21 protein-coding genes and 1 pseudogene are annotated in these 21,912 nt (G+C 41.8%); 19 read left to right on the forward strand and 3 right to left on the reverse strand.

All coding sequences use genetic code 11. The annotated features are described in order from the left end of the window. The first annotated feature begins 14 nt into the window (after positions 1–14). The 10 genes and pseudogenes from BN1356_RS02620 (at position 15) to BN1356_RS02665 (ending at position 8,614) form a co-directional block, all read left to right on the forward strand. The gene (locus BN1356_RS02620; protein ID WP_093649866.1) at positions 15–2,027 is read left to right on the forward strand and encodes a hypothetical protein; all 2,013 of its coding nucleotides are present in this window, start codon (positions 15–17) and stop codon (positions 2,025–2,027) included. Between the two features lie 12 nt (positions 2,028–2,039). Further along, complete coding sequence (locus tag BN1356_RS02625; protein WP_141651816.1) at positions 2,040–2,561, forward strand: hypothetical protein; 522 nt, start codon at positions 2,040–2,042, stop codon at positions 2,559–2,561. A 154-nt stretch (positions 2,562–2,715) separates the two neighbouring features. After that, positions 2,716–3,579 (forward strand): sugar phosphate isomerase/epimerase family protein, encoded by an 864-nt coding sequence (locus BN1356_RS02630; RefSeq protein ID WP_093649868.1) that lies wholly within the window; start codon positions 2,716–2,718, stop codon positions 3,577–3,579. An 11-nt stretch (positions 3,580–3,590) separates the two neighbouring features. Further along, entirely contained in the window at positions 3,591–4,022 is a 432-nt protein-coding gene (locus BN1356_RS02635; protein WP_093649869.1) for a C-glycoside deglycosidase beta subunit domain-containing protein, read from the forward strand. A gap of 239 nt (positions 4,023–4,261) precedes the next feature. Then, positions 4,262–4,498 (forward strand): hypothetical protein, encoded by a 237-nt coding sequence (locus BN1356_RS02640; protein WP_093649870.1) that lies wholly within the window; start codon positions 4,262–4,264, stop codon positions 4,496–4,498. A 12-nt stretch (positions 4,499–4,510) separates the two neighbouring features. Beyond that, a complete protein-coding gene (locus tag BN1356_RS02645; protein WP_093649747.1) occupies positions 4,511–5,272 on the forward strand; it encodes an IS110 family RNA-guided transposase in 762 nt (253 codons plus the stop codon). Between the two features lie 19 nt (positions 5,273–5,291). Further along, positions 5,292–5,678 (forward strand): annotated as a pseudogene (locus BN1356_RS02650) (transposase); the annotation flags it as partial. A gap of 288 nt (positions 5,679–5,966) precedes the next feature. Continuing rightward, positions 5,967–6,773 carry a Cof-type HAD-IIB family hydrolase gene (locus BN1356_RS02655; RefSeq protein ID WP_093649871.1) on the forward strand — a complete coding sequence of 269 codons (807 nt, stop codon included), beginning with the start codon at positions 5,967–5,969 and terminating at the stop codon, positions 6,771–6,773. Positions 6,774–6,805: 32 nt separating this feature from the next. Next, complete coding sequence (locus BN1356_RS02660) at positions 6,806–7,771, forward strand: ROK family glucokinase (protein ID WP_093649872.1); 966 nt, start codon at positions 6,806–6,808, stop codon at positions 7,769–7,771. A 204-nt stretch (positions 7,772–7,975) separates the two neighbouring features. Beyond that, entirely contained in the window at positions 7,976–8,614 is a 639-nt protein-coding gene (locus BN1356_RS02665) for a hypothetical protein (RefSeq protein ID WP_093649873.1), read from the forward strand. Between the two features lie 377 nt (positions 8,615–8,991). Here BN1356_RS02665 and BN1356_RS02670 read toward each other — a convergent pair whose 3' ends face one another. From BN1356_RS02670 to BN1356_RS02680, 3 genes are read right to left on the reverse strand one after another with little or no spacing between them, the layout of a single operon-like run. Continuing rightward, complete coding sequence (locus tag BN1356_RS02670) at positions 8,992–9,870, reverse strand: DUF1295 domain-containing protein (protein ID WP_093649874.1); 879 nt, start codon at positions 9,868–9,870, stop codon at positions 8,992–8,994. A 17-nt stretch (positions 9,871–9,887) separates the two neighbouring features. Next, complete coding sequence (locus BN1356_RS02675; RefSeq protein WP_093649875.1) at positions 9,888–11,684, reverse strand: DegV family protein; 1,797 nt, start codon at positions 11,682–11,684, stop codon at positions 9,888–9,890. A 6-nt stretch (positions 11,685–11,690) separates the two neighbouring features. After that, the gene (locus BN1356_RS02680; RefSeq protein WP_093649876.1) at positions 11,691–12,095 is read right to left on the reverse strand and encodes a DUF2177 family protein; all 405 of its coding nucleotides are present in this window, start codon (positions 12,093–12,095) and stop codon (positions 11,691–11,693) included. A 201-nt stretch (positions 12,096–12,296) separates the two neighbouring features. On the opposite strand from BN1356_RS02680, the gene thrC reads away from it, so the two are divergent. The 9 genes from thrC (at position 12,297) to BN1356_RS02725 (ending at position 21,562) form a co-directional block, all read left to right on the forward strand. After that, entirely contained in the window at positions 12,297–13,781 is a 1,485-nt protein-coding gene (gene thrC, locus BN1356_RS02685; protein WP_093649877.1) for a threonine synthase, read from the forward strand. A gap of 43 nt (positions 13,782–13,824) precedes the next feature. Then, on the forward strand, positions 13,825–15,099 hold the full coding sequence (locus BN1356_RS02690; RefSeq protein ID WP_093649878.1) for an MATE family efflux transporter: 1,275 nt from the start codon (positions 13,825–13,827) through the stop codon (positions 15,097–15,099). 91 nt (positions 15,100–15,190) lie between these two features. After that, positions 15,191–16,114: a mevalonate kinase gene (mvk, locus tag BN1356_RS02695; RefSeq protein WP_093649879.1), complete on the forward strand. Its 924-nt coding sequence runs from the start codon at positions 15,191–15,193 to the stop codon at positions 16,112–16,114. Position 16,115: 1 nt separating this feature from the next. Continuing rightward, positions 16,116–17,141 carry a diphosphomevalonate decarboxylase gene (gene mvaD, locus BN1356_RS02700; protein WP_093649880.1) on the forward strand — a complete coding sequence of 342 codons (1,026 nt, stop codon included), beginning with the start codon at positions 16,116–16,118 and terminating at the stop codon, positions 17,139–17,141. Positions 17,142–17,143: 2 nt separating this feature from the next. Next, complete coding sequence (locus tag BN1356_RS02705) at positions 17,144–18,223, forward strand: phosphomevalonate kinase (RefSeq protein WP_093649881.1); 1,080 nt, start codon at positions 17,144–17,146, stop codon at positions 18,221–18,223. A 44-nt stretch (positions 18,224–18,267) separates the two neighbouring features. Further along, a complete protein-coding gene (fni, locus tag BN1356_RS02710; RefSeq protein ID WP_093649882.1) occupies positions 18,268–19,392 on the forward strand; it encodes a type 2 isopentenyl-diphosphate Delta-isomerase in 1,125 nt (374 codons plus the stop codon). Positions 19,393–19,503: 111 nt separating this feature from the next. After that, positions 19,504–19,770, forward strand: a complete 267-nt coding sequence (locus BN1356_RS02715) for an ACT domain-containing protein (RefSeq protein ID WP_093649883.1) — start codon at positions 19,504–19,506, stop codon at positions 19,768–19,770. A gap of 18 nt (positions 19,771–19,788) precedes the next feature. Further along, entirely contained in the window at positions 19,789–21,126 is a 1,338-nt protein-coding gene (locus BN1356_RS02720) for a PFL family protein (RefSeq protein ID WP_093649884.1), read from the forward strand. A 13-nt stretch (positions 21,127–21,139) separates the two neighbouring features. Next, complete coding sequence (locus tag BN1356_RS02725) at positions 21,140–21,562, forward strand: hypothetical protein (protein WP_093649885.1); 423 nt, start codon at positions 21,140–21,142, stop codon at positions 21,560–21,562. The last annotated feature ends 350 nt before the right edge of the window (positions 21,563–21,912 follow it).

Raw genomic sequence — 21,912 nt, forward strand, 5'->3', positions numbered from 1 at the left:
AAATAGGAGTTACAATGAAACATCAATCACATATTTTCCCCTTTCTATGGGTAAAAGGCGAGCCAATTGAACGAGTTCGACAAGAAATTGAACATGTCAAAGCATCAGGCATAGATGAGTTTGTGGTCGAATCTCGGACCCATCCTCACTTTTTAGAAGACCAATGGTGGTCCGATTTTGAGGAAATGCTAAAAATTGCTCAGGAATTGGACATGAAGGTTTGGCTTTTGGACGATGCCCATTTTCCAACAGGTTATGCAAATGGAGCCGTCAAAGAACATCCTAATCTCAAGAAAAACTATCTCTTTTACAGTGCGGTGGATCTCTACAGCGAAGGATATGAACTATCTGTTAATCTAAATCTGTTGCGCAAACCGAAACGCAAATGGTCCGATCGCAAGCGCTCAGAAGCCTACTATCAAGCCATTGAACACAATGTTATCGAGGCACTGGTTGCCTATCCTTTGGTAGAAGATAATATAATCTCAGAGAATTATCTGGATTTATCGGAATATATGGAACAGGATTTCCTTCATTTTACTTTTCCAAAGGGAGTGTGGCGACTTTTTGTGGTCTATCGGACGACAGAAAATGGCGGAGAGGAGCATTACATTGATATGCTTCAGAAGGAATCAGTGAAATTACTGCTTGAGACCATTTATGAGCCACATTATGCACGGTTTAAAGATTATTTCGGGACAGTCTTCCGTGGTTTCTTTTCGGATGAGCCAGGTTTTGGCAATGCGACAGGTTTTGCTCGTGATGAAATCATTGGCCAGAAAGATATGGCCCTCCCATGGAGCCAAGATGTGGCTGAAAAACTAAAAAACAATCTTGTTCACTTACCCCTCTTATGGAAAGAATCTGCTGAAAAGAATAACAGCAAAGCCATTCGCTTGCGCTATATGAACTTAGTCACTGATTTGTACAGTCAAAACTTTAGCCAACAGATAGGGAATTGGTGTCAAGAGCGAGGTGTTGACTACATTGGGCACATCATTGAAGACAATAATATGCATGCCCGTCTGGGGACGGGTGCAGGTCACTATTTCAAGGCTATGGAAGGGCAATCAATGGCTGGGATTGATATCATATCCACCCAGATCACTATTGGTGGCGATGAGACCTTCCGAACCAATAATTCTCAAAATGATGGTATTTTTTACCAGTATTGCTTGCCAAAATTAGCGGATTCGTCTGCTCAACTAGACCCAACAAAGACCAACCAAGCCTTTTGTGAGCTTTACGGTGCCTATGGCTGGCAATTGACTAGCCGAAACATGAAGTGGATTATGGATAGCCTATTGGTTCGCGGTGTCACTAACTTTGTCCCTCACGCCTTTTCTATGGCTTCCTTCCCAGACTTGGATTCGCCTCCTCATTTTTATGCGAATGGCTTTAACCCACAATTTCCGCTTTTCAGCAAGTTGATGGAATATATGGGTAAAAGCGCTGATTTATTTTCAGGAGCTAGGGTTGAAGCGAAGGTGGCCATACTATATCATGCTGAGTTGGAGTGGTTGGGGGATTATATGAAGATGCAAGTGCCATCCAAAATTCTCTCGCAATCTCAAATTGATTTTCTCTACTTGCCAACTAACTGGCTGGAAAAAATGACGATTACATCAGATGGTTTCTGTTTGAATAACCATCATTTTGAAAAAATCATCATTCCAAGAACGGAATTTCTACCGCAAAAAGTTTATGATGTTCTCCAACGGTTGCCACAAGGGTCTGTACTGTTTGTAGATGACTATCCTACAGCCTGTGTGGATGAAAACCAAGTGCTTCCAAGAAGTTTTACCTACTTTGAAAAAATAGGATTAGACGATTTGCCAGACAAATTATCTAATTACCGATTGGTTCAGGTTTCGGAACAATCATCTGCTAAAATTGCAGCTCGCCATCAGATTCAGCAGGGAACAAACTACATTCTTGTTCATAACGAATCCTTGAATGATAGTTATGAGATTCTTATCCCTTCATTCGGGAAAAAATACGTATACGATTACGATGTGATATCTTAAAAACTTCAAAAAGTGAGTGGTCAAGTAACGCTTGCACCCTATCAGATGAAAATCTTTATCCTGACAGATGAAGAAAAAATAGACCAAGGTCTAGAAAATACTAGTCTTAGTCGTCCAATCCCATTCTCCCAAGATTGGGAAATCAGCATGATAGATGTCAAAGGGAAACTTGTTCATAATAGAAAAACAAAAGCTTTACCAATCTTAGCCAGAGAGTTTCCAACCTTTAGCGGAACAATTACCTACCGTACAAACTTCCAATTGGAAAAGATTGGTGTCTGTTGTTTAACCATTGAAAGAGTCTTTGACGGAGCTGTTGTCTACCTGAATGGACAAAAAGTAGATACACTCATTGCTCCACCTTACCAACTTTTGTTGGAAAGTCAATTAAGAGTAGGTCAAAACGAATTGGTGATAGAGGTTCCGACTACTGCAGACCGCCAACTAGCTGATGCTACCTTGCTCCTAAACCAATTCGAACCCATGGAGCCGATTGGGATGATAGGAGAAGTACCCCTTTTCCAGAAAGAATAAAAAAATATGATTTTGACTGGTATCTTTTTATTCTATGCCATAAAAGAAGGTCCAGAATGTCTTAAAAATGAATGAAAGACCATCTAAAAATCAGGTGAGATTATTAGTTCCGACTGGATTATAATGAGAGTAAGAAAGACAAGGAGGACTTGACATGTCCAATGCAATCAAACGAGGAGTAGCGGTCTATAGCTATTCAGGCGAATACGGAAAGACCATGAATTTGGAAGACTGTTTCAAGGACATCCATGATATGGGAGCAACTGGAATTGAGATTCTGGCCAATTCTCATATTGATAGTTACCCAGAATTGAGTGACGAATATGTAGAAAAATGGCAATATCTATGCGACAAATACCAAATTGAACCTGCCGAATATGGTCATTGGGTAGATACTCGACTCTACAAAGATCGGGATATCGATTTGGAAGAAGCGCGTGAGATGCTGATCAATGATTTTAAGATTGCCAATAAATTAGGTTTTAAGATTTTACGGACAAAAATGGGGGTGATCAACGGAGAATTAGCTCCTGTTGAAAATTGGCGTGAGATTATCAAGTCAGTCTTGCCAGAAGCGGAAAAATACGATGTTATCATGTGTCCGGAGATTCATTTGACCACTGTTTTGGCAGATCAATTCGTGCAAGACTATGTTGATTTTATTGAGGAGACAGGCACTAAGCATTTTGGTCTCAATATTGACCTCAGTGTCTTCCAAAATCGCCTTGATGTTCCAGGAGTCATTGTTTTCAATCCAGACAGCAAACATTCCTTACCAGAAGAAATCATCCCCCTCCTTCCATATGTAAAATGTATCCATGCAAAATTCAATAAAATGGATGATGATTTCAATGAGTTGACCATTCCATACCCAGAAATTTTGACCATTCTCAAAGAACATGGCTGGGAAGGTTATCTCCTGAGTGAGTACGAAGGAGCCCACAAAGAAATAGAAGGGTATGTTTCCCAAGAACTCCGTAAACATCATATTATGATGAAGCGCATTTTGGGGCATTAAGGAGAGAGAATATGTTAGAATCACAAGTTATTCAATATCGAGGTTTTCATAACATCGTTGAAAATGGCCAAGTCGTAGGTTTTCAAGTTTGCGTTCGTTCGGATTACTACCGCGGTGTCTGGCTCAGCCAGCTTCGACCAGGAAAAGTGATCGTCGATGGTGTGACTTATCCAAAAGAACAAGTTATTTGGGAAATCAACGGCAAGGATTATAGCGTTGAGGAATTATCCAGAGCTTCCAAAGATTTTTGGCGCATCACAGATGTAGCAACCTTGAAAGTCTATCGAAAGGGTGGCTTGGCTCAAGGTTTCCATGATGTTTCCGTCCGTTTTGCGGCTTCTTGCTCGTATATGCCACCATTTTTGGATGTGTTCGATGAAGATGGGGATGAGACGAGCTTTAACGGTGGAACCTATACTAGGGAAAATATGATTATTGTTTAAGTTCCTATAAAAAACTCTAAGCAGGTTTCACCTGCTAACTCATGACAGAAAAAGATGTTCAGCTTATAATGAAGATGAACAATACAAATCCGTGGTCTTTAATAGGGCTTTGCCTAGCCTGTACAGAAAACTGGATGAATAAGAGTCATGAGATAACTCGAATACGCCTGGAGCGTGAAAATAAAATTACAAGAAGCCTCTTATTCCATTGTTCAACATTAGAATAGGAGGCTTTTCGTATGGAAGTCATGATTGAAACCTGCTGCGGTATTGATGTCCACCAAAAATCCATTGTTTGTTGTATCCTAGATGGTCCACTAGATACCAACAATACAAATCCGTGGTCTTTAATAGGGCTTTGCCTAGCCTGTACAGAAAACTGGATGAATAAGAGTCATGAGATAACTCGAATACGCCTGGAGCGTGAAAATAAAATTACAAGAAGCCTCTTATTCCATTGTTCAAGATTAGAATAGGAGGCTTTTCGTATGGAAGTCATGATTGAAACCTGCTGCGGTATTGATGTCCACCAAAAATCCATTGTTTGTTGTATCCTAGATGGTCCACTAGATACCAACAAACCTAAGAAAATTCAGAAGAAATTCGGGACAACGACAGTCGCCCTTCAAAATGCTCTAGCCTGGCTAGAGGAAAACCGTGTGACCCATGTCTTCTTTGAGTCTACTGGCCAATATTGGCTCCCTCTTTTTAATATTTTCTCTGATTCCGATTTAGTCCTTGTTCTAGCTAATCCACAACACATCAAAAATGTTCCTGGTCGAAAAACGGATGTGAAAGATGCAGAGTGGATCGCTCAACTGGGTCGGTGTGGTCTCATTTCGCTATCTTATATTCCCAGTCCCGAGGTCATGCAATTGCGTTTACTCACTCGTCGGCTACGTTCTTATAAACAGCGTCAAACACAAGTCAAAAACGAAATTCATAATCTCTTACAGCGTGCCAACATTAAACTAACCAGCTATCTTTCTGATATCTTCTCCAAGACAGGCCAATCCCTTCTAACACTCTTTATTAACGGGGAAGTCATTGACTGTGATAGTGTATCAGCTTGCCTTCACAAGCATGTTAAAGCGAGTCCTGAGGAACTAGTTGAGGCCATGAATGGGAAGTTATCACTGGAAGATCGTTTTCTATTGAATCAGAGTTTGGAAGAATATCGGATGTATCAAGAACTTATGGATAAATTGACCAGCGAAATACAGACTTACATCGCAAAGGAGTTTCCCTGAAGAAAATCGATTACTCCAAACCATTCCTGGTGTGAGTGAAGCCTGTGCAGCCACTGTTTTAGCTGAAATTGGACCAAACGTAGATAGTTTTGAAACAGATGGACACTTAGCTTCTTGGGCGGGACTTTGTCCTGGTTCCTATGAAAGTGCTGGGATTAAAAAATCCTCGCATATCACACAAGGAAATCGCTATATCAAACAGGCCTTGACCATGTCTGGACTCATTGCGGCACACTCCAAAGACCCAGCATTTTCATCCTTATACAATAGAATTTCCCAAAGAGGAAGCAAGATGAAAGCTGTCATTGCCTGTGCCCATAAAATTCTCAGAACCATATACAAACTACTCTTAACCCATCAACCTTATCAAAAAGAAAAGGCGTTAGGACTGAGGCAACAGTTCTAACACCAAAACCTAAAAAAATTCAATTACAGTATAGCATAGGAAGTGATTTTTTGCGCTTTTTTACTGTTTTTTTCAAATAAAAAGATTGAATATGGGTTGCGAACTGTATGAAAATATGAACGTTAGTGCCACAGCGGTCCCTCCCTATTTTCGCACCATCTGTATGTTTATATGAATTGAACACGACCTAGGAGTTGTGCAAAAATGATGTAACAATTGGATTTCTGACGTATCGCATATTTTTGCTTTACTCCTTGCGTTCTTTGTATCTTATTGAAAGGAGATAGGATGAATTCTATCAAGATGGTTGCCACAGATTTGGATGGCACTCTTTTAAATAGTCAATTGGAACTGTCCAAAACCAACTGTACAGCCTTAGAAAATCTAAAGTCTCGAGGGATTCATGTTGTACTCTGCACAGGTCGCCCGTTCAAAGGAATGCAACACTTGATTGACCAAATCGGTTTAGATGATCAGGACTACACAGTTAGCTACAACGGATCCTTGGTTCAATCATGTGATGGGAAGCAGATACTCCATCAGGCAGACCTGGCTCCCAAATCATTTGCGCGTATCAGTCACTTTTTCGCACAATTTGGCCTTGGGACCCACGCCATGACCATGGATAAGATGTACACTTATAATTACCAAGTGCATCCTCTAACCGTTCGCGAATCTTACTTAGGTAATCTTCCTTTGACGGTCTTAAATCCCAAAAGTTATGTTTCAGAGCCGATTATTAAGATAATGGCTGTTGGTCAAAAAGAAGACCTTGATAAAGCCATTCAGCTCTTTTCATCTGCTTTTGGAGATCTATTTTCGATCAATAAGAGTGAAGATTTTTATCTTGAAATCATGCAAAAAGGGGACAACAAGGCCAAGGCCCTGAAGTTATTGCTGGATGAATTGCAACTTGGTCAAGAAAATCTTCTAGCTTTTGGGAATAATCTCAATGATTTGGAGCTGCTTAAATTTGCTAGAATTGGTGTGGCCGTTGGCAATGCAGTTCCAGCCTTGAAAGAAGAATCAGACTATATTACTGAAAGCAATGACCAAGACGGGGTTGCTCGTTTCTTACAAAACTATTGTGCTTAACACGCATTATTCCATAAAATGAGAGGTATATCATGACGAAAAAAATAATTGGAATCGATCTTGGAGGAACCAGCGTGAAACTGGCAATGATTTCCCAAGAAGGTGAAATTTTAGAAAAATGGTCTATCAAGACCAATGTATTAGATAATGGAACACATATTGTTCCAGACATCATCTCTTCCATCAAAGATAAGCTAGACTTGTATCAGCTAACTGCTTCAGATTTTATCGGTATTGGGATGGGATCACCTGGAAAGGTAGATGCCCAGGCCAAAACGGTTGTTGGCGCCTATAACCTAGGATGGTCCGAGTTACAGGAAGTTGGGAAAGCTTTTAAAGAAGCCTTTGATTTGCCGTTTTTCATTGGCAATGATGCCAATGTAGCAGCTCTGGGAGAGCAGTGGAAAGGTGCCGGTCAAGGTAATCAGAATGTTGTGATGTTCACCCTTGGAACAGGAGTGGGTGGAGGAATTGTTGTCAATGGACAGCTGGTGACCGGTGAAGGTGGTGCGGCAGGAGAAATTGGACACTTAACGGTGGATACTCAGTACATGACAGCTTGTACCTGCGGCAAGAAGGGATGCCTAGAAGCTGTCGCATCCGCAACAGGTATCGTCAATTTGACCCACCGTTTTTCAGATAATTATGAAGGGGAATCACCTATCAAGAAAGATATCGATAACGGTGATGAAGTGACATCGAAGGCTATCTTTGATGCGGCAAAAACAGGTGATCTATTCGCGAATATGGTAGTAGATAAATTTGTAGACTACTTAGCTCTAGCAGTTTCACATATCGCCAACACTCTCAGTCCAAGTCATATTGTTATTGGTGGCGGGGTATCAGCAGCAGGTGAATTCTTGAGAGAAAAGATTGCTCAACAAGCACTGGCCTATACATTCCCTCAGATTCGTCAAACCTGTCAGATTGTGTTAGCAGAACTTGGCAATGATGCAGGTGTGATTGGTGCCGCTCAGTTGGTCAATACAAGCAGATAATACTTAGGCTTATGTCCTTGTTCTATATTCAAATGAAGTCGTTTATTCATGAATACGGGGTTTCTAGTTTACTTTCTAATTGAATAGCAGTATAATGAAGACAGGAACATTTATTTTTCAGGCTGATCATATGGAGGTATGCACATGAAAAAGAATATTAAATCTACCTTGAAATTTGCTTTGATCAGCATTTAAGCGATTCTGTTGGCAGCTGGTTTAGCAGCTTGTTCTATGTTTCAAGGAGAGAGTATTGATGGCAATTGGACGAGCCCTACTGGGGCAAAAGTCATGTACGAAGAAGCTCTCAAAACGGCTGGTAGTGAAGAAGTATTTACTTATTCAGACCATAAGTTAGAAGAAATCATGACAAAGGCTGAACTCAATCTTAATGTCAAAGAAGATAAGGCGACCTTTGAGATGCTGATGTATGTCGATAGTGATGCTTTCTTCACAGCCTTGAAGGATGAACAGAACGCTGCCTTTACCGAGGAGCTGAAGAAGATGGGTTTCACCTACGAAAGTTTAGATCCACAACAGAAGGCTGAAGTGGATGCGAATCGTCTCTCAGATGATGAACTTCATGATTTGGTTTCAGACTCTATCAACCAAATGGCCAAGGAACTCGGTGGTGAATATGATGCCAAAGGTGGCTATGTAAAAGCTGATGTTTTTGATGGCGATGTAGATCGTACTAAGGAAACACTTGATATTACCGAGATTAATGATGTGGTTGCAGAAGGTCTAGTCGAAAAAGGTGAGTCTTATAAGTACACTTTCAAAGATGGCGTTTTGACACTCAAGGGTGAAAAGGCTGAAGATGATTTGGTCTTTGAAAAGAAATAAGTAGGAACTAAGATAAAGTTAAGTCATTTTGTCAGACTCATATTTTAGAAATCATAAAAGACTCCAAACTTTGATTCTTGAAATCTTAGTTTGGAGTCTTTTTGAGGCTTATGCAGGAGAGTGATGAAAAAATAGTTATAATCATCCAAAGTAGAACGAATCATTGATTTGCTTGCCTTGATAAATGCATAGTCTCTGAAAATCAAAATGAAACTTTGTTAAAGCTCATTGCCTGCCACTAGGTATGTCTATGTCGCTTTACCCCATCTATTTTTGATTTTATTTGAAGATCAGAGCAATCAGTATCTGACAATTTTACTAGATTTTTTCAACTATTTCAACCTTGTCGTCTAGTCTAGCTATGATTTTTGTTTCCATCAATGATTTCCTAGAAAGGGGAAAATCATGGTAACTTGCTTTTTATAGTCTTCCCAACCTGCGTATCTAGACATATGTTTTTCAAGGAGTGGAGTGGATATCTTGATTAGGACTAAAGTCATGATAGCTGGTGACAAAAGAAGAATAATAGAGTAGAAGAAGCTTGCAGTTGAATCAAGCATCATACTTAGACTGCTGATATAGAGACCCCACCAGATGAGGATTTCACCGAAATAGTTAGGGTGTCTGGTCATTGACCAGAGTCCAGTTTGCATGAGAGTTCGGCTTCCTTTTTTGATATGACGACGAAGCTGTTCATCACCGACTACTTCAAAGAAAAGGCCTAAGAGAGCAATGGCAAGTCCTCCAATGATAAGTAGTGTGGAGAAAGTAGTGAGTGGGAAAGGTCTATATTTAATCAGGGAATAAGCTGCCGATCCGACAGTGAAATTAATAATGGCTTGCACCATAAAGATCCTGAAAAAAGCAATGAGAACAACTTTATCTCCCCATTCCTTTCGCCAATTAGCATAACGGAAATCTTCCGGCTTCCCCCAGTTTCTTTTTACCAAACGGAAAGAGAGGCGGATGCCCCAAATGGCTATAAAGGTAACAATAAGATAAGAAAGGGGAGTCGGATTATCCGTCAAAACCAAGGTGGTGAGACTTCCAATTACAAAACCCAATCCCCAACCCATATCCACGATAGAATTGTCTTTCATTTTGGTTGCAATCAAAAAAATTGCAGTGAAGTAGACAAGAGTTACTAGCAGTGGTAGTAAGAGACCTTCCTTTCCCCAACGTGTGAACCCATAAGTGGCCAATCCAAGGGCGAAAATAAACAAAACGGGGTAAATGAATAGACGTTTTTTATCCATGTAAAACCTCTTCTTTCTTAGGCGAGTGTGAGAGCAATAGCAATGCTACCTAAGCCCGCACTCATGGCTACAATAGGTGAAATTTCCATGACATAATCAGGAGACATACCCAGCAAATTTGTATAGTAGCTTTCAAACTTTGCTACGCGCTTACCGCCATTGGCGTGGACAATAGCATAACTTTCAATCTGATGATTTTCTAATTTGGCTTTAACCAAGTCTTGGATTTTTTTAGTATTGGCCTTGAGGCTTAGGGCTTTACCGATGACGATTCCCTGCCCTTGTTCATTGATTGAAACAACGGGTTTTAGATTTATTAGGTTTGCTGCAAAAGCTTGAGCCTTTCCGATTCGGCCAGATTTGATCATGTATTCTAAGGTTTGAACGCTGACATAGATGCTTGTCTTGGCAACTGTTTCTTCTAATTTAGGGATAATTTCTTCAAAAGAATAGCTTTTTTCTAAGAGATCAGCAGCTTTTTTAACAATCAGTCCTTGAGCTCCAGAATTAAGCTTAGAGTCCAAAATGGCAATCTGATGCTCTTTCAAATCAGTTGTCTGACTAGCCTTGACCAATGTTTCGTAAGTACCGCTCATCTGACTAGAAACAGTGATCACAATGATGCTTTGATAATGATCGGCTAAATCTCTTAATACTTTTTCCGCCTCTTTTATAGTCGGTTGGGAAGAACTAGGATAGTTTTCCAATTCGTCCATCAACTGGTAAAAGTATTGGGGAGTCATTGTTATCTTATCTAAGTAATTAACGCCATCAATGATGAGATTAAGAGGAAGTAGATGAATTTGATGAGCATCTATAAAATCTTGAGGGATATCAGCAATGGAGTCAGTCACGATAGCAATGGGATGTCTGCGCTTATAGATACTCTCGAATTGCCTTTGCATATCGTCAGCTTTTTGAAATAGAATATGCCCCCAATCTTTCAGTTGGAAAAAAAGTTTTTCGGGTTGACTGGTATGGATGTGGAGCCGAATTTTCTTCTCTGTCCCAGCGATAATTAAGGAATTTCCCAGCTTTTTTAGTCGCTCTTTCAAGGCTTCTTTAGAGATGGTCAAATCTTGGACAATGGCTTCGACGCAGTAGCGAAAACGTGGATCGAAAGCCTCATGCTCGGGAGCACTATCCTCTTTTTTTGCTTGTGGTGAACTGGTTTCCATTTGTAATTCACTTTCCCCTGTGATAATGGATTGTGTGAAAGCCTCGAGAAAATAGAGAAAACCGAGCGCTCCAGCATCTAGAACATTAGCCTTTTGAAGTATTTTATTTTTTTGAGTCGTTTCTTTTAGCTCTTGTCTAGCTACACTTAACCCATGTTTCAATAATGGAGCAAAATCTAAATTCTCGTTTGCAAACTCAAATAAGGCAGAAGACCATTGCTCGATAACGGTGATAATTGTTCCTTCTACTGGTTTGCTTAAGGCATCTCTAGCATAAGTACTCGCTTTCTTCACAAGAAGAGCAAAGTCCTTGGGATTGACTTGTTCTTGATCAGGGGCTTGGTCAGCCAGTCCATTGATGAATTGAGAAAAGATGATTCCAGAATTTCCTCTAGCTCCCATTAGACTAGCATCTGCCAAAGATAGGAGACTAGTTTTGGAATATTGATGGGCTTGAGCTTGTTCTTGGATAGCCAACATGGTATGTGCTAAGTTGTTTCCAGTATCTCCGTCTGCAATTGGAAACACATTGATATTGTTCAGTTCTTTCCGATGGGAGACGATAGCCCCGCCTCCACTTAGGAAAGCTGTATACAAATCAAGCCCGTCTAAGTCTGTTTTTGAAATACCAACCATATAGTGCTACTTTCTATTTAAATATTGGATGAGGAGAGTCGTTAGACCTGCAGTTAGACCATTTAAGCTGGTTCCCCAAATTAAATCAATGATGGTCATCTTTAGAGGCCAATCTCTCAGAGTAGCCAAATTGGTTAAATCATAGGTAGCATAAGTCATCAGACCAAATAAGGCGCCAGCCATTAAGGCATAGGTCCAACTATTACGCTCTAACCCCGGTTGAATAGCAAAGAAAACGAGACCTCCTATGAAAAGTATATAAAAAATAAGGGCAGCAGGCCAATTGGTCTGGTCGGCCATCAGATGACCAATGCTCTCTTTATAAAAGCGATTAGCGACAAAAACTAACCAAAATAGATCAATGGCAAAGAAAATGACAAAAGCCAGTCCATATGTTTTTAATAATGACATAATAGTCATCCTCCTACACTCTTCTAATTTACTCCATTATAGCACACTAAAATAGAATTGCTTATTTAAAATTAGGAAATCTATCTTTTTTAGTGACGTAACTTCAGAAAAACATACTTATTAGTATAAACATCTCTTTAGCAAAGAATTTTCTGTCAATTTATGGTAAAATAAACAAAATACACTTTTGAGGACCTATCTATGACACTCGTTTATCAATCAACCCGTGATGCCCATAATACAGTGACTGCCAGTCAGGCTATCCTGCAAGGATTGGCCAGTGACGGGGGGCTCTTTACGCCGACAACCTATCCAAGAGTTGATCTCGACTTTGCTCTTTTAAAAGATGCTAGTTACCAAGAAGTGGCCAAGCTAGTTCTGTCTGCCTTTTTGGATGATTTTACACCTGAGGAGTTGGACTACTGCATCAACAATGCCTATGACGACAAGTTCGACACGCCAGAAATTGCTCCTCTTGTCAAACTCAATGGGCAGTACAACTTGGAGCTTTTTCGTGGATCGACCATTGCCTTTAAAGATATGGCACTCTCTATCTTGCCTTATCTAATGACCACTGCTGCTAAAAAGCATGGTTTGGAAAACGAGATTGTCATCTTAACGGCAACATCTGGGGATACTGGTAAGGCAGCCATGGCTGGTTTTGCGGATGTAGCAGGCACCCAAATCATCGTCTTCTACCCACGTGACGGCGTTTCGAAAGTTCAAGAATTACAGATGACCACACAGACTGGTCGCAATACCCATGTGGTCGCTATCGACGGTAACTTTGACGATGCCCAGACAGATGTGAAGCGCATGTTTAATGATAGCGATTTGCGGGATAAATTAGCAGCCCATAAACTCCAATTTTCATCTGCTAACTCCATGAACATCGGTCGTTTGGTGCCACAGATTGTCTATTACGTTTGGGCCTATGCCCAGTTGGTCAAAGCAGGGGACATCCATGCAGGTGATGAAATCAACTTCACCGTACCGACAGGCAACTTTGGCAATATCTTGGCAGCCTTTTACGCCAAACAAATCGGTCTTCCAGTCGGAAAACTCATCTGTGCCTCTAACGATAACAATGTCTTGACCGACTTCTTCACGACAGGAACCTATGACAAGAAGCGGGCCTTCAAAGTCACAACTAGTCCGTCCATGGACATTCTCGTTTCTTCCAACCTCGAGCGCCTTATCTTCCACTTGGTCGGCAATGGCGCTGAAAAGACAAAAGAATTAATGGAAGCTTTGCTGGAAAAAGGGGAGTACAGCCTGACGGATGCGGATGCCGCTATTTTGGACTTGTTCGCAGCTGGTTTTGCAACAGAAGAACAGACAGCAGCTGAAATCAAGCGTGTCTATGAAGAAAATGACTACATCGAGGATCCACATACAGCAGTCGCATCTGCGGTCTATAAAGCTTATAAAGAGGAGACTGGGGACTCCCGTCCAACAGTCATCGTATCGACAGCTAGTCCTTATAAATTCCCAGTAGTAGCAGTAGAAGCAGTAACAGGAAAAACAGGTTTGTCAGATTTTGAAGCCTTGGAAAACCTCCATGACCTTTCAGGCGTGGCCTATCCACAGGCAGTTGATGGATTGGAAACTGCTCCAGTTTTACATGATACAGTTGTAGCCACAGCTGATATGCAAAAAGCAGTTGAAGACTATTTGCAGGTATAAGCAGCATTCCATGAGCCTTAGGGCTCTTTTCTAATGAGAGAAAATGAAATATTATAGAGACATTTTACAAATTGCCCTGCCAGCTATGGCTGAAAATTTTCTGAACTTCCTTATGGGGACGGTGGATTCCTACCTTGTGGCTCATCTGGGCTTGATAGCCATTTCAGGCGTGGCAATCGCCAACAACATTATTAGCATTTTTCAGGCTATCTTTATTGCACTAGGAACAGCAGCATCAGCTATCTTAGCAAACTCCTATAGTAGAAAATCCCAGGAGAAACTAGCTGTTCAGGTAGTGGAAGTTTTAAAACTCAGTATCCTGCTCGGCCTTTTCTTAGGGATAATCTCCATTTTTGCTGGGAAAGATCTTCTCTTATTCTTAGGAGCGGAAGAGTCTGTGGCACTTGCAGGAGGAGTCTATCTGGCCTGGGTCGGTGGTGGCATCCTCTTTTTGGCCCTATCCCTTAGTTTGGGAGCTATCTTGCGTTCCCTCGGAAAAAGTCGCCTACCCATGTATGTCAGTCTGCTTAGCAATGTCCTCAATCTCCTTTTTTCATCCATAGCGGTTTTTCTTTTTCAAGCAGGAATTGTGGGTGTAGCCCTGGGTACACTTTTTTCTCGTCTTATTGCCTGTCTCATTCTTTGGCAGCAACTTCCTCTGAAGTTAAGAAGACCCAGTTGGAAAGTAGATATGGAATTGCTGGCCTTAGCCTTACCGGCTGCTGGAGAAAGACTGATGATGCGGGCTGGTGATGTGGTTGTGGTGACCTTGATTGTCTCCATGGGAACCGCAGTTGTGGCTGGCAATGCTATTGGCGAAACCTTAACCCAGTTTAATTATATGCCTGGCATGGGGATTGCGACGGCTCTGGTTATTTTGGTGGCTCAAGCTCGTGGTCGAGGGGATAGTGAGCAAGTGAGAATCTTGGTCAAATCAGCCTACTGGCTTTCTCTTGTCTGGATGGCTCTGATTTCTGGCCTCGTTTTCCTCTTTGGAACTTTCTTAGCTGGGCTCTATACCCAAGACAGTCAAGCGCTAGCAGCTGCTTCTCTTGTCATGTTTTATGCTTTTTGCGGAACACCTGCCACAGCTGGGACACTCATGAATACAGCTCTCTGGCAAGGGGTAGGCAATGCTCGTCTTCCTTTCTATGCCACTACACTGGGTATGTGGCTAGTTCGAGTTGGTCTAGCTTCTCTTTTAACGATGGCATTGGGCTGGGGCTTAAGCGGAGTTTGGTTAGCTACCATTCTAGACAATATGTTTCGCTGGGTCTTCTTATCGAGAGCCTTTGCTTGGAGAGAGAAAAAAGGATAGACTTACTCGGCAAGTGCTGTTTTGTTTTAAGATTCTAGTCGGATTTAGCCGAACATGATATAATGAAAAGAGTGAAATAAGGGAGGGTGTCATGGTTGTTGGGATGGCGAGCGGGAAAATCATTTTAATGGGGGAACATGCAGTAGTCTATGGACAACCAGCTATTGCTATGCCCTTTTCTGCTGTGGGTATCCGAGCTACGGTGACCCAAGAAGGCCAAGCTCTTAGTGTTTCCTGCGCTTTTTATCAGGGACTGGTCCATGAGATGCCTAAAATCTGGGAAAGTCTCAAACACGCCATTCGCTTCTCCCTCTATCGTATCGGAGCCCCGACAGATCCTGCTATCCATATTGACATTGATTCAACCATCCCAGCAGAGCGAGGGATGGGATCTAGTGCGGCGGTAGCCGTAGCCATTGCCAGAGCCCTCTTTGCCTTTTACCAAAAAGAACTGACGGATCAGGAACTCTGGGACATCGTTCAGTCCTCGGAAAAAATTGCTCATGGAAATCCCTCTGGTGTGGATGCTGCAACAACCAGTGGCAAACAACCTGTTTTCTTTATTAAGGATAAAACCATCCAGCCTTTGGAAATCAATGTGGATGCCTATTTGGTCGTAGGGGATTCTGGAAAGACAGGTCACACTCTGGAAGCGGTAAAAGACGTGGCCCTGCTGTGTCAAAGGAATCAAGAAGCCAAAAGATGGATTGAAGAGTTGGGTAAATTGACCCGTAGTGCTAAGGAGTTGCTGAGCTCAGGACAAACCAATATTTTAGGACAAATCATGAATCAGGATCATAGTCTTCTTCAAAAATTAACTGTTTCGGATGACATACTCGATCAAATGGTAATAGTGGCCCGTGAGCACGGAGCTTTGGGTGCCAAATTAACAGGTGGTGGTCGTGGCGGTTGTATGATTGCCTTAGCTGAAAACCAGAGGCAGGCTCAAGATATTGCTCAAGCCTTGGAAGATGCCGGAGCCCGGCAAACCTGGATACAATACTTAGGAGAATAAGATGACACAAGCTGTGGGAATTGCCCGAGCACATACCAATATCGCCTTGATAAAATATTGGGGCAAACGGGATCAGGAACTCTTTCTGCCCATGAATTCGAGTCTTTCTTTAACCTTGGACGCGTTTTATACAGATACCAAGGTAATTTTTGATGATACTTATACAGCGGATAGTTTTAGTTTAAACGGCAAAGAACAGTCTGAAAAAGAAATTCAAAAAATTTCGCGCTTTTTAGATTTATTTCGCGAATATATAGGTGAAGGGCGATTTGCTCGAGTTGAGAGTTTAAATTTTGTGCCGACCGCAGCCGGTTTGGCCAGTTCTGCATCAGCCTTTGCGGCCTTAGCTCTAGCATCAGCCGATGCACTGAAACTCAATATGACGCCTCAAGAACTATCCACTTTTGCCAGACGGGGATCTGGTTCTAGTACCCGCAGCCTTTTCGGAGGTTTTGTCCAATGGGATATGGGGACCGGTTCAGCAGATTCTATGGCTTACCCTATCGATGATGCTGACTGGGATATTGGCATGCTGGTATTAGCAGTTGATACTAAGGAGAAAAAAATCGCTAGCCGTGTGGGGATGGAACACACTGTGCAAACCTCCCCTTTCTATCCGGCTTGGCTGGAGACGACCAAGGAAGATTTATCAGCGATTAAGACGGCTATCCTAGCTAAAGATTTTGAAACACTTGGTCAGATTACCGAACACAATGGCATGAAGATGCATGCAACTACCTTGTCAGCGAACCCTCCCTTTACCTATTGGACGGCGGATTCCTTGCTAGCTCAAGAAGCAGTGAGACAGGTTCGAGAAGACTTACATCTACAAGTCTATATGACTATGGATGCAGGACCCAATGTCAAAGTTCTCTGTAGAGCAAGCGACATGGAGCGCCTAGTGCAAGCCTTGTCGGCTTACTTACCTGCTGAAAAAATAATCAAGAGTCTGCCAGGTCCTGCTGCCTCTATCTTATCTCAGGAAGATTGGCAAGCATCTCATCAGAAATTTTCAGAAAGAATTTAAGCATGTACGTTCAAGTATCCGTCCCAGGAAAACTCTTTTTAGCTGGTGAATACGCTGTGGTAGAAACTGGACAACCCGCTCTTATCGCTAGCATTGATCGCTATCTCACCGTCACCATAAAAAGTAGTCCACAAGGGAGTGTTTATTCCAGTCAACAGGATAAGTTCGTTCATTGGGAACGTCTTAAAGAAGAGATTAGTAACAAAGATGACCATCCTTATGACCTTATTTTTTCGGCTATGAATGTGGCAGAGACATACCTACGCCATCTAGGGATAAAAACAGATGGTTTTTATGACTTATCTGTCGATAGTCAATTAGATGATGAGCCATCAGGTATCAAATATGGGCTGGGTTCTTCCGGTGCAGTAACGGTGGCGACCATCAAGGCAGTACTGGCTTACTATGAAATAGAAGCAGCAAGTTTTCTGATTTACCAGCTCTCGGTGCTTGCTCAGATAAAACTTGGTATGCTGGGGTCTTTCGGAGATTTGGCGGCCATCAGTCATGGTGGATTAATCGCCTATCATTCTGTAGACAGGGATTGGTTAAGGCAAGAAGTAGAAAACCATCATTTTTCAGAAATCTTGGATCAAGCCTGGCCAGGCTTGTCTATTGAGCGCCTTTCTTTGCCAGCTTCGATCTCATTCTTGGTCGGCTGGACAGGTCGGCCGTCCTCCACAGAAGCCCTAGTAGCGCATGTTGGTCAAAGAGTTAGTCAGAGAGAAAAAGAAGTCAAACATGCTGCATTTGTGAGTAGAAGTAAAAATTGCCTGGACCAGATCATCTCTTCTTGTCAAGAAGGAGATGCCCTAAGATTCCAGGAAGGCATCGCAGAAAATCGTCGTCTTCTGCAAGAATTTGCAAGGGATATGGGTTTGGTGATTGAAACACCAGTTTTACAAAGGTTATGTCAACTAGCGCAAGAGGTAGGTGCGGTGGCTAAGACATCCGGTGCTGGTGGTGGGGATTGTGGAATCGCTTTTGTAACAAAGAAAGAGCAAGTAGATGAGATTCGCCAAAAATGGCAAGAGGCAGGGATTATTCCCTTAGATTTTACTCTTGCAAGAAAGATGAAATAGAGTATCCAGCCAGGAATTCTGTTGAAGAAGTGAGGAGTTAAATTTTGGATTTTAAGATAGATGAAAACTTATTAAATTATAGTTATTTTGGAAAGGACCGCAAGGATCAACACGTTCTATTAGCCAGCCAACAGTACACGGGTCAATCGTCCGTTGATTTTGAAGAAACCCGTTTTGTCCATCAATCGCTTCCTCAGATGAAAACAGATGATGTAGACTATTCTACCACTGTTGCGGGGTTAGACATTCAAACCCCTTTCTTTATCAATGCGATGACAGGTGGGACAAAGGAGACCGGTCTGATCAATCGTAATTTAGGGATTTTGGGATATTTAGCTAAGATTCCGGTGGCTTCAGGCTCTGTCAGTGCCGCTATCAAAGATCCATCCGTGGCAGAAACTTTCACAGTTATTCGCAAGGAAAATCCCAAGGGCATCGTTTTTGCTAATTTAGGTGCCCATCACGATGTAGAGAACGCTAAGCGTGCTGTGGACTTATTAGAAGCCAATGCTCTGCAAATCCATGTTAATGCTCCTCAGGAAATCTTAATGCCTGAGGGAGATCGTGATTTCAGTCATTGGTTGACCAATATCGAAACCTTAGTCCGTGAAATGGAAGTACCAATTATTGTTAAAGAAGTCGGTTTTGGCATGAGTCGTGAGACTGTTCAGCAACTGGCATCGGTCGGTGTAAAAACAGTGGATATTTCCGGAACTGGCGGAACAGACTTCGCTAAAATTGAGGATCTTCGTCGTCCCTATGATCGCTATCCTTACATGCATGGCTGGGGGCAATCAACCGTCATTTCCCTTGCTGAAGCCATGTCTCTTTCTGACCAAGAACGTCCTGAGATTATTGCTTCTGGTGGTATCAAAAATCCTCTGGATATTGTTAAGGCACTTTCTATGGGAGCTAAGATGGCTGGTCTTTCTAACCACTTCTTGCAGATGGCTAAGAATGATAAAGGGTTAGAAGATGCTCTTGCTAACGTTCGCATTATGAAGTCGCATACTAAGATGATTATGACCATGCTGGGGGCTAAGAATCTGGAACAATTGCGTCAGAAGGACTTAGTCTTAGGACCAAGTGTCCAAAATTGGTGTCAGGCGCGTGGTATTGACTGGCAACTTTATGCTAATCGTTCCCAAGATAGAAGCATTTTAAATTAAAAAAGTGTAAAATATTCGTTTACAGCCCTAATTTAGGGTTTTTATTATGTATAATATCTTTAGTTTTAAGTTTATTTATGATAAAATGTTAAAAAACAAAGGAGACTTGATATGAAAGCAATTGTAACAGTAGTGGGAAAAGATAGCAAAGGAATTGTAGCAGGTGTGGCTGGAAAGATTGCGGAACTTGGTCTTAATATTGATGATATTTCGCAAACCGTTTTGGATGAATTTTTCACTATGATGGCAGTCGTTTCATCGGATGAGAAGAAGGATTTCACAGCTCTCCGTTCAGAGTTGGAAGCATATGGTGAATCTTTAAATGTTAAAATCAACATTCAAAGTGCTGCCATCTTTGATGCGATGCACAACTTGTAAGATAGGGGATTATGAAAAATGGATATTAGACAGGTTACTGAAACCATTGAAATGATTGAGGAGCAAAATTTCGATATTCGAACCATCACCATGGGTATTTCACTCCTAGACTGTATTGATACTGACATCGACCGTGTTGCAGAAAAAGTTTACACTAAAATTGTAGATAAGGCTGCTCATCTAGTGGCTGTCGGAGATGAAATTGCGGCGGAGCTAGGGATTCCTATCGTTAATAAGCGCGTATCAGTAACTCCTATTTCCTTGATTGGGGCAGCAACGGATGCGACGGATTATGTAGCCATTGCCAAAGCCTTGGATAAGGCTGCCCATGAAATTGGCGTTGATTTTATCGGTGGTTATTCTGCGCTGGTGCAAAAAGGATACCAAAAAGGGGATGAGATACTCATCAATTCGATTCCGCGTGCCTTGGCTGAAACACAAAAAGTGTGTTCATCTGTCAATATCGGATCCACCAAGACGGGTATCAACATGACAGCGGTCCGCGATATGGGACGCATTATTAAGGAAACAGCTGAACAATCAGAAATGGGCCCTGCCAAACTAGTGGTTTTTGCCAATGCAGTTGAAGACAATCCGTTTATGGCTGGTGCCTTCCACGGTGTGGGAGAAGCGGATGTTGTCATCAATGTTGGTGTTTCAGGTCCTGGTGTCGTTAAGCGTGCTTTGGAAAAAGTCCGCGGAGAAAGTTTTGATGTAGTTGCCGAAACAGTTAAGAAAACCGCCTTCAAGATTACCCGTATCGGTCAATTGGTTGGTCAACTAGCTTCTGAACGACTGGGTGTTAAGTTTGGGATTGTTGACTTATCCCTAGCTCCAACGCCAGCTGTCGGTGATTCTGTTGCTCGGGTCTTGGAAGAGATGGGACTGGAGATGGTTGGTACCCATGGTACAACTGCAGCCCTTGCCCTGCTCAATGACGCTGTTAAAAAAGGTGGAGTTATGGCCTGTAATCAAGTTGGTGGTTTGTCCGGTGCCTTTATTCCTGTATCAGAAGACGAGGGGATGATTGCAGCGGTACAAAGTGGTTCTCTTAATCTTGAAAAATTAGAAGCTATGACAGCTATTTGTTCGGTCGGCTTGGATATGATTGCGATTCCGGGAGATACTCCTTACCAAACGATTGCAGCCATGATTGCAGATGAAGCAGCTATCGGTGTGATCAACCAGAAAACGACTGCAGTCCGCATTATTCCTAAAGGAAAAGAAGGGGATATGATTGAGTTTGGTGGCCTCCTTGGAACGGCTCCAGTGATGCGTGTCAACCAGAACTCATCCGCTGATTTTATCGCTCGTGGTGGTCAGATCCCAGCTCCGATTCACAGCTTTAAAAATTAAAAAAGGAGAAGTTATGCTTAAGTGGGGAATGCTGTCTTTAGTAGGTTTTGTCCTTCTATTTGCACTTTCTAAAGTTCTTGCAGGATTAGCTCTTGGTGGCCTGTTTATGATTTTAGGCATTCTAACAGTTTTCTTTCTTTTTCTAAGTATGAATTTATTAGTTGGTGCTATGATTGGCCGAGTGCTGAAGTACAGTAGTCCATATTCTGCCTTTGTGATTGCGATGGTCATTGTGTTTTTCCTAGCCTTGTTATTCGGGGCAGCATCCTTCAACAATGGAGCTTCTACATTTGAAACAAATGTCAATCATTTAACAGGCTATGCCATCATTGGTTCAACCATTATGTATCAATCTTTTCTCTTAATTGGTGCTGGTATACATTACGTTTTCATTGGTCGAAAAAAGATGTCGAAAAATCAACAGGATTCAAATTAAAGATAAGAAAGGATAATGTGAACAAGGATCTGGTAGTTGGGTTCTTCAAAAAGTTTGTTCTTGTCCGGAGTGTCATTTTTGCATGTAACTAGTAGACACCGAATCGTTATTTTCATCGTAAGTGCAAAATCGGTCTCAGGTCGGATGAAAAGTTCAACCGATGAGTATATAATAAAGACAATCCTAAATATTTTTCATAATCTCCTTAAATACCTGTCATTCGTGACCGGTATTTTTTTGCTGAGGAGGATGTTTTTCTAAAATAGTTACCTTTGTACTCTCTGAAAACAACATGCTTCTTTGTTAAAGCTATTAGGCCTATCTGCCCCCGCTTTGTCTCATCTATCTTT

Source organism: Streptococcus varani (genome assembly GCF_001375655.1).
GTDB lineage: Bacteria > Bacillota > Bacilli > Lactobacillales > Streptococcaceae > Streptococcus > Streptococcus varani.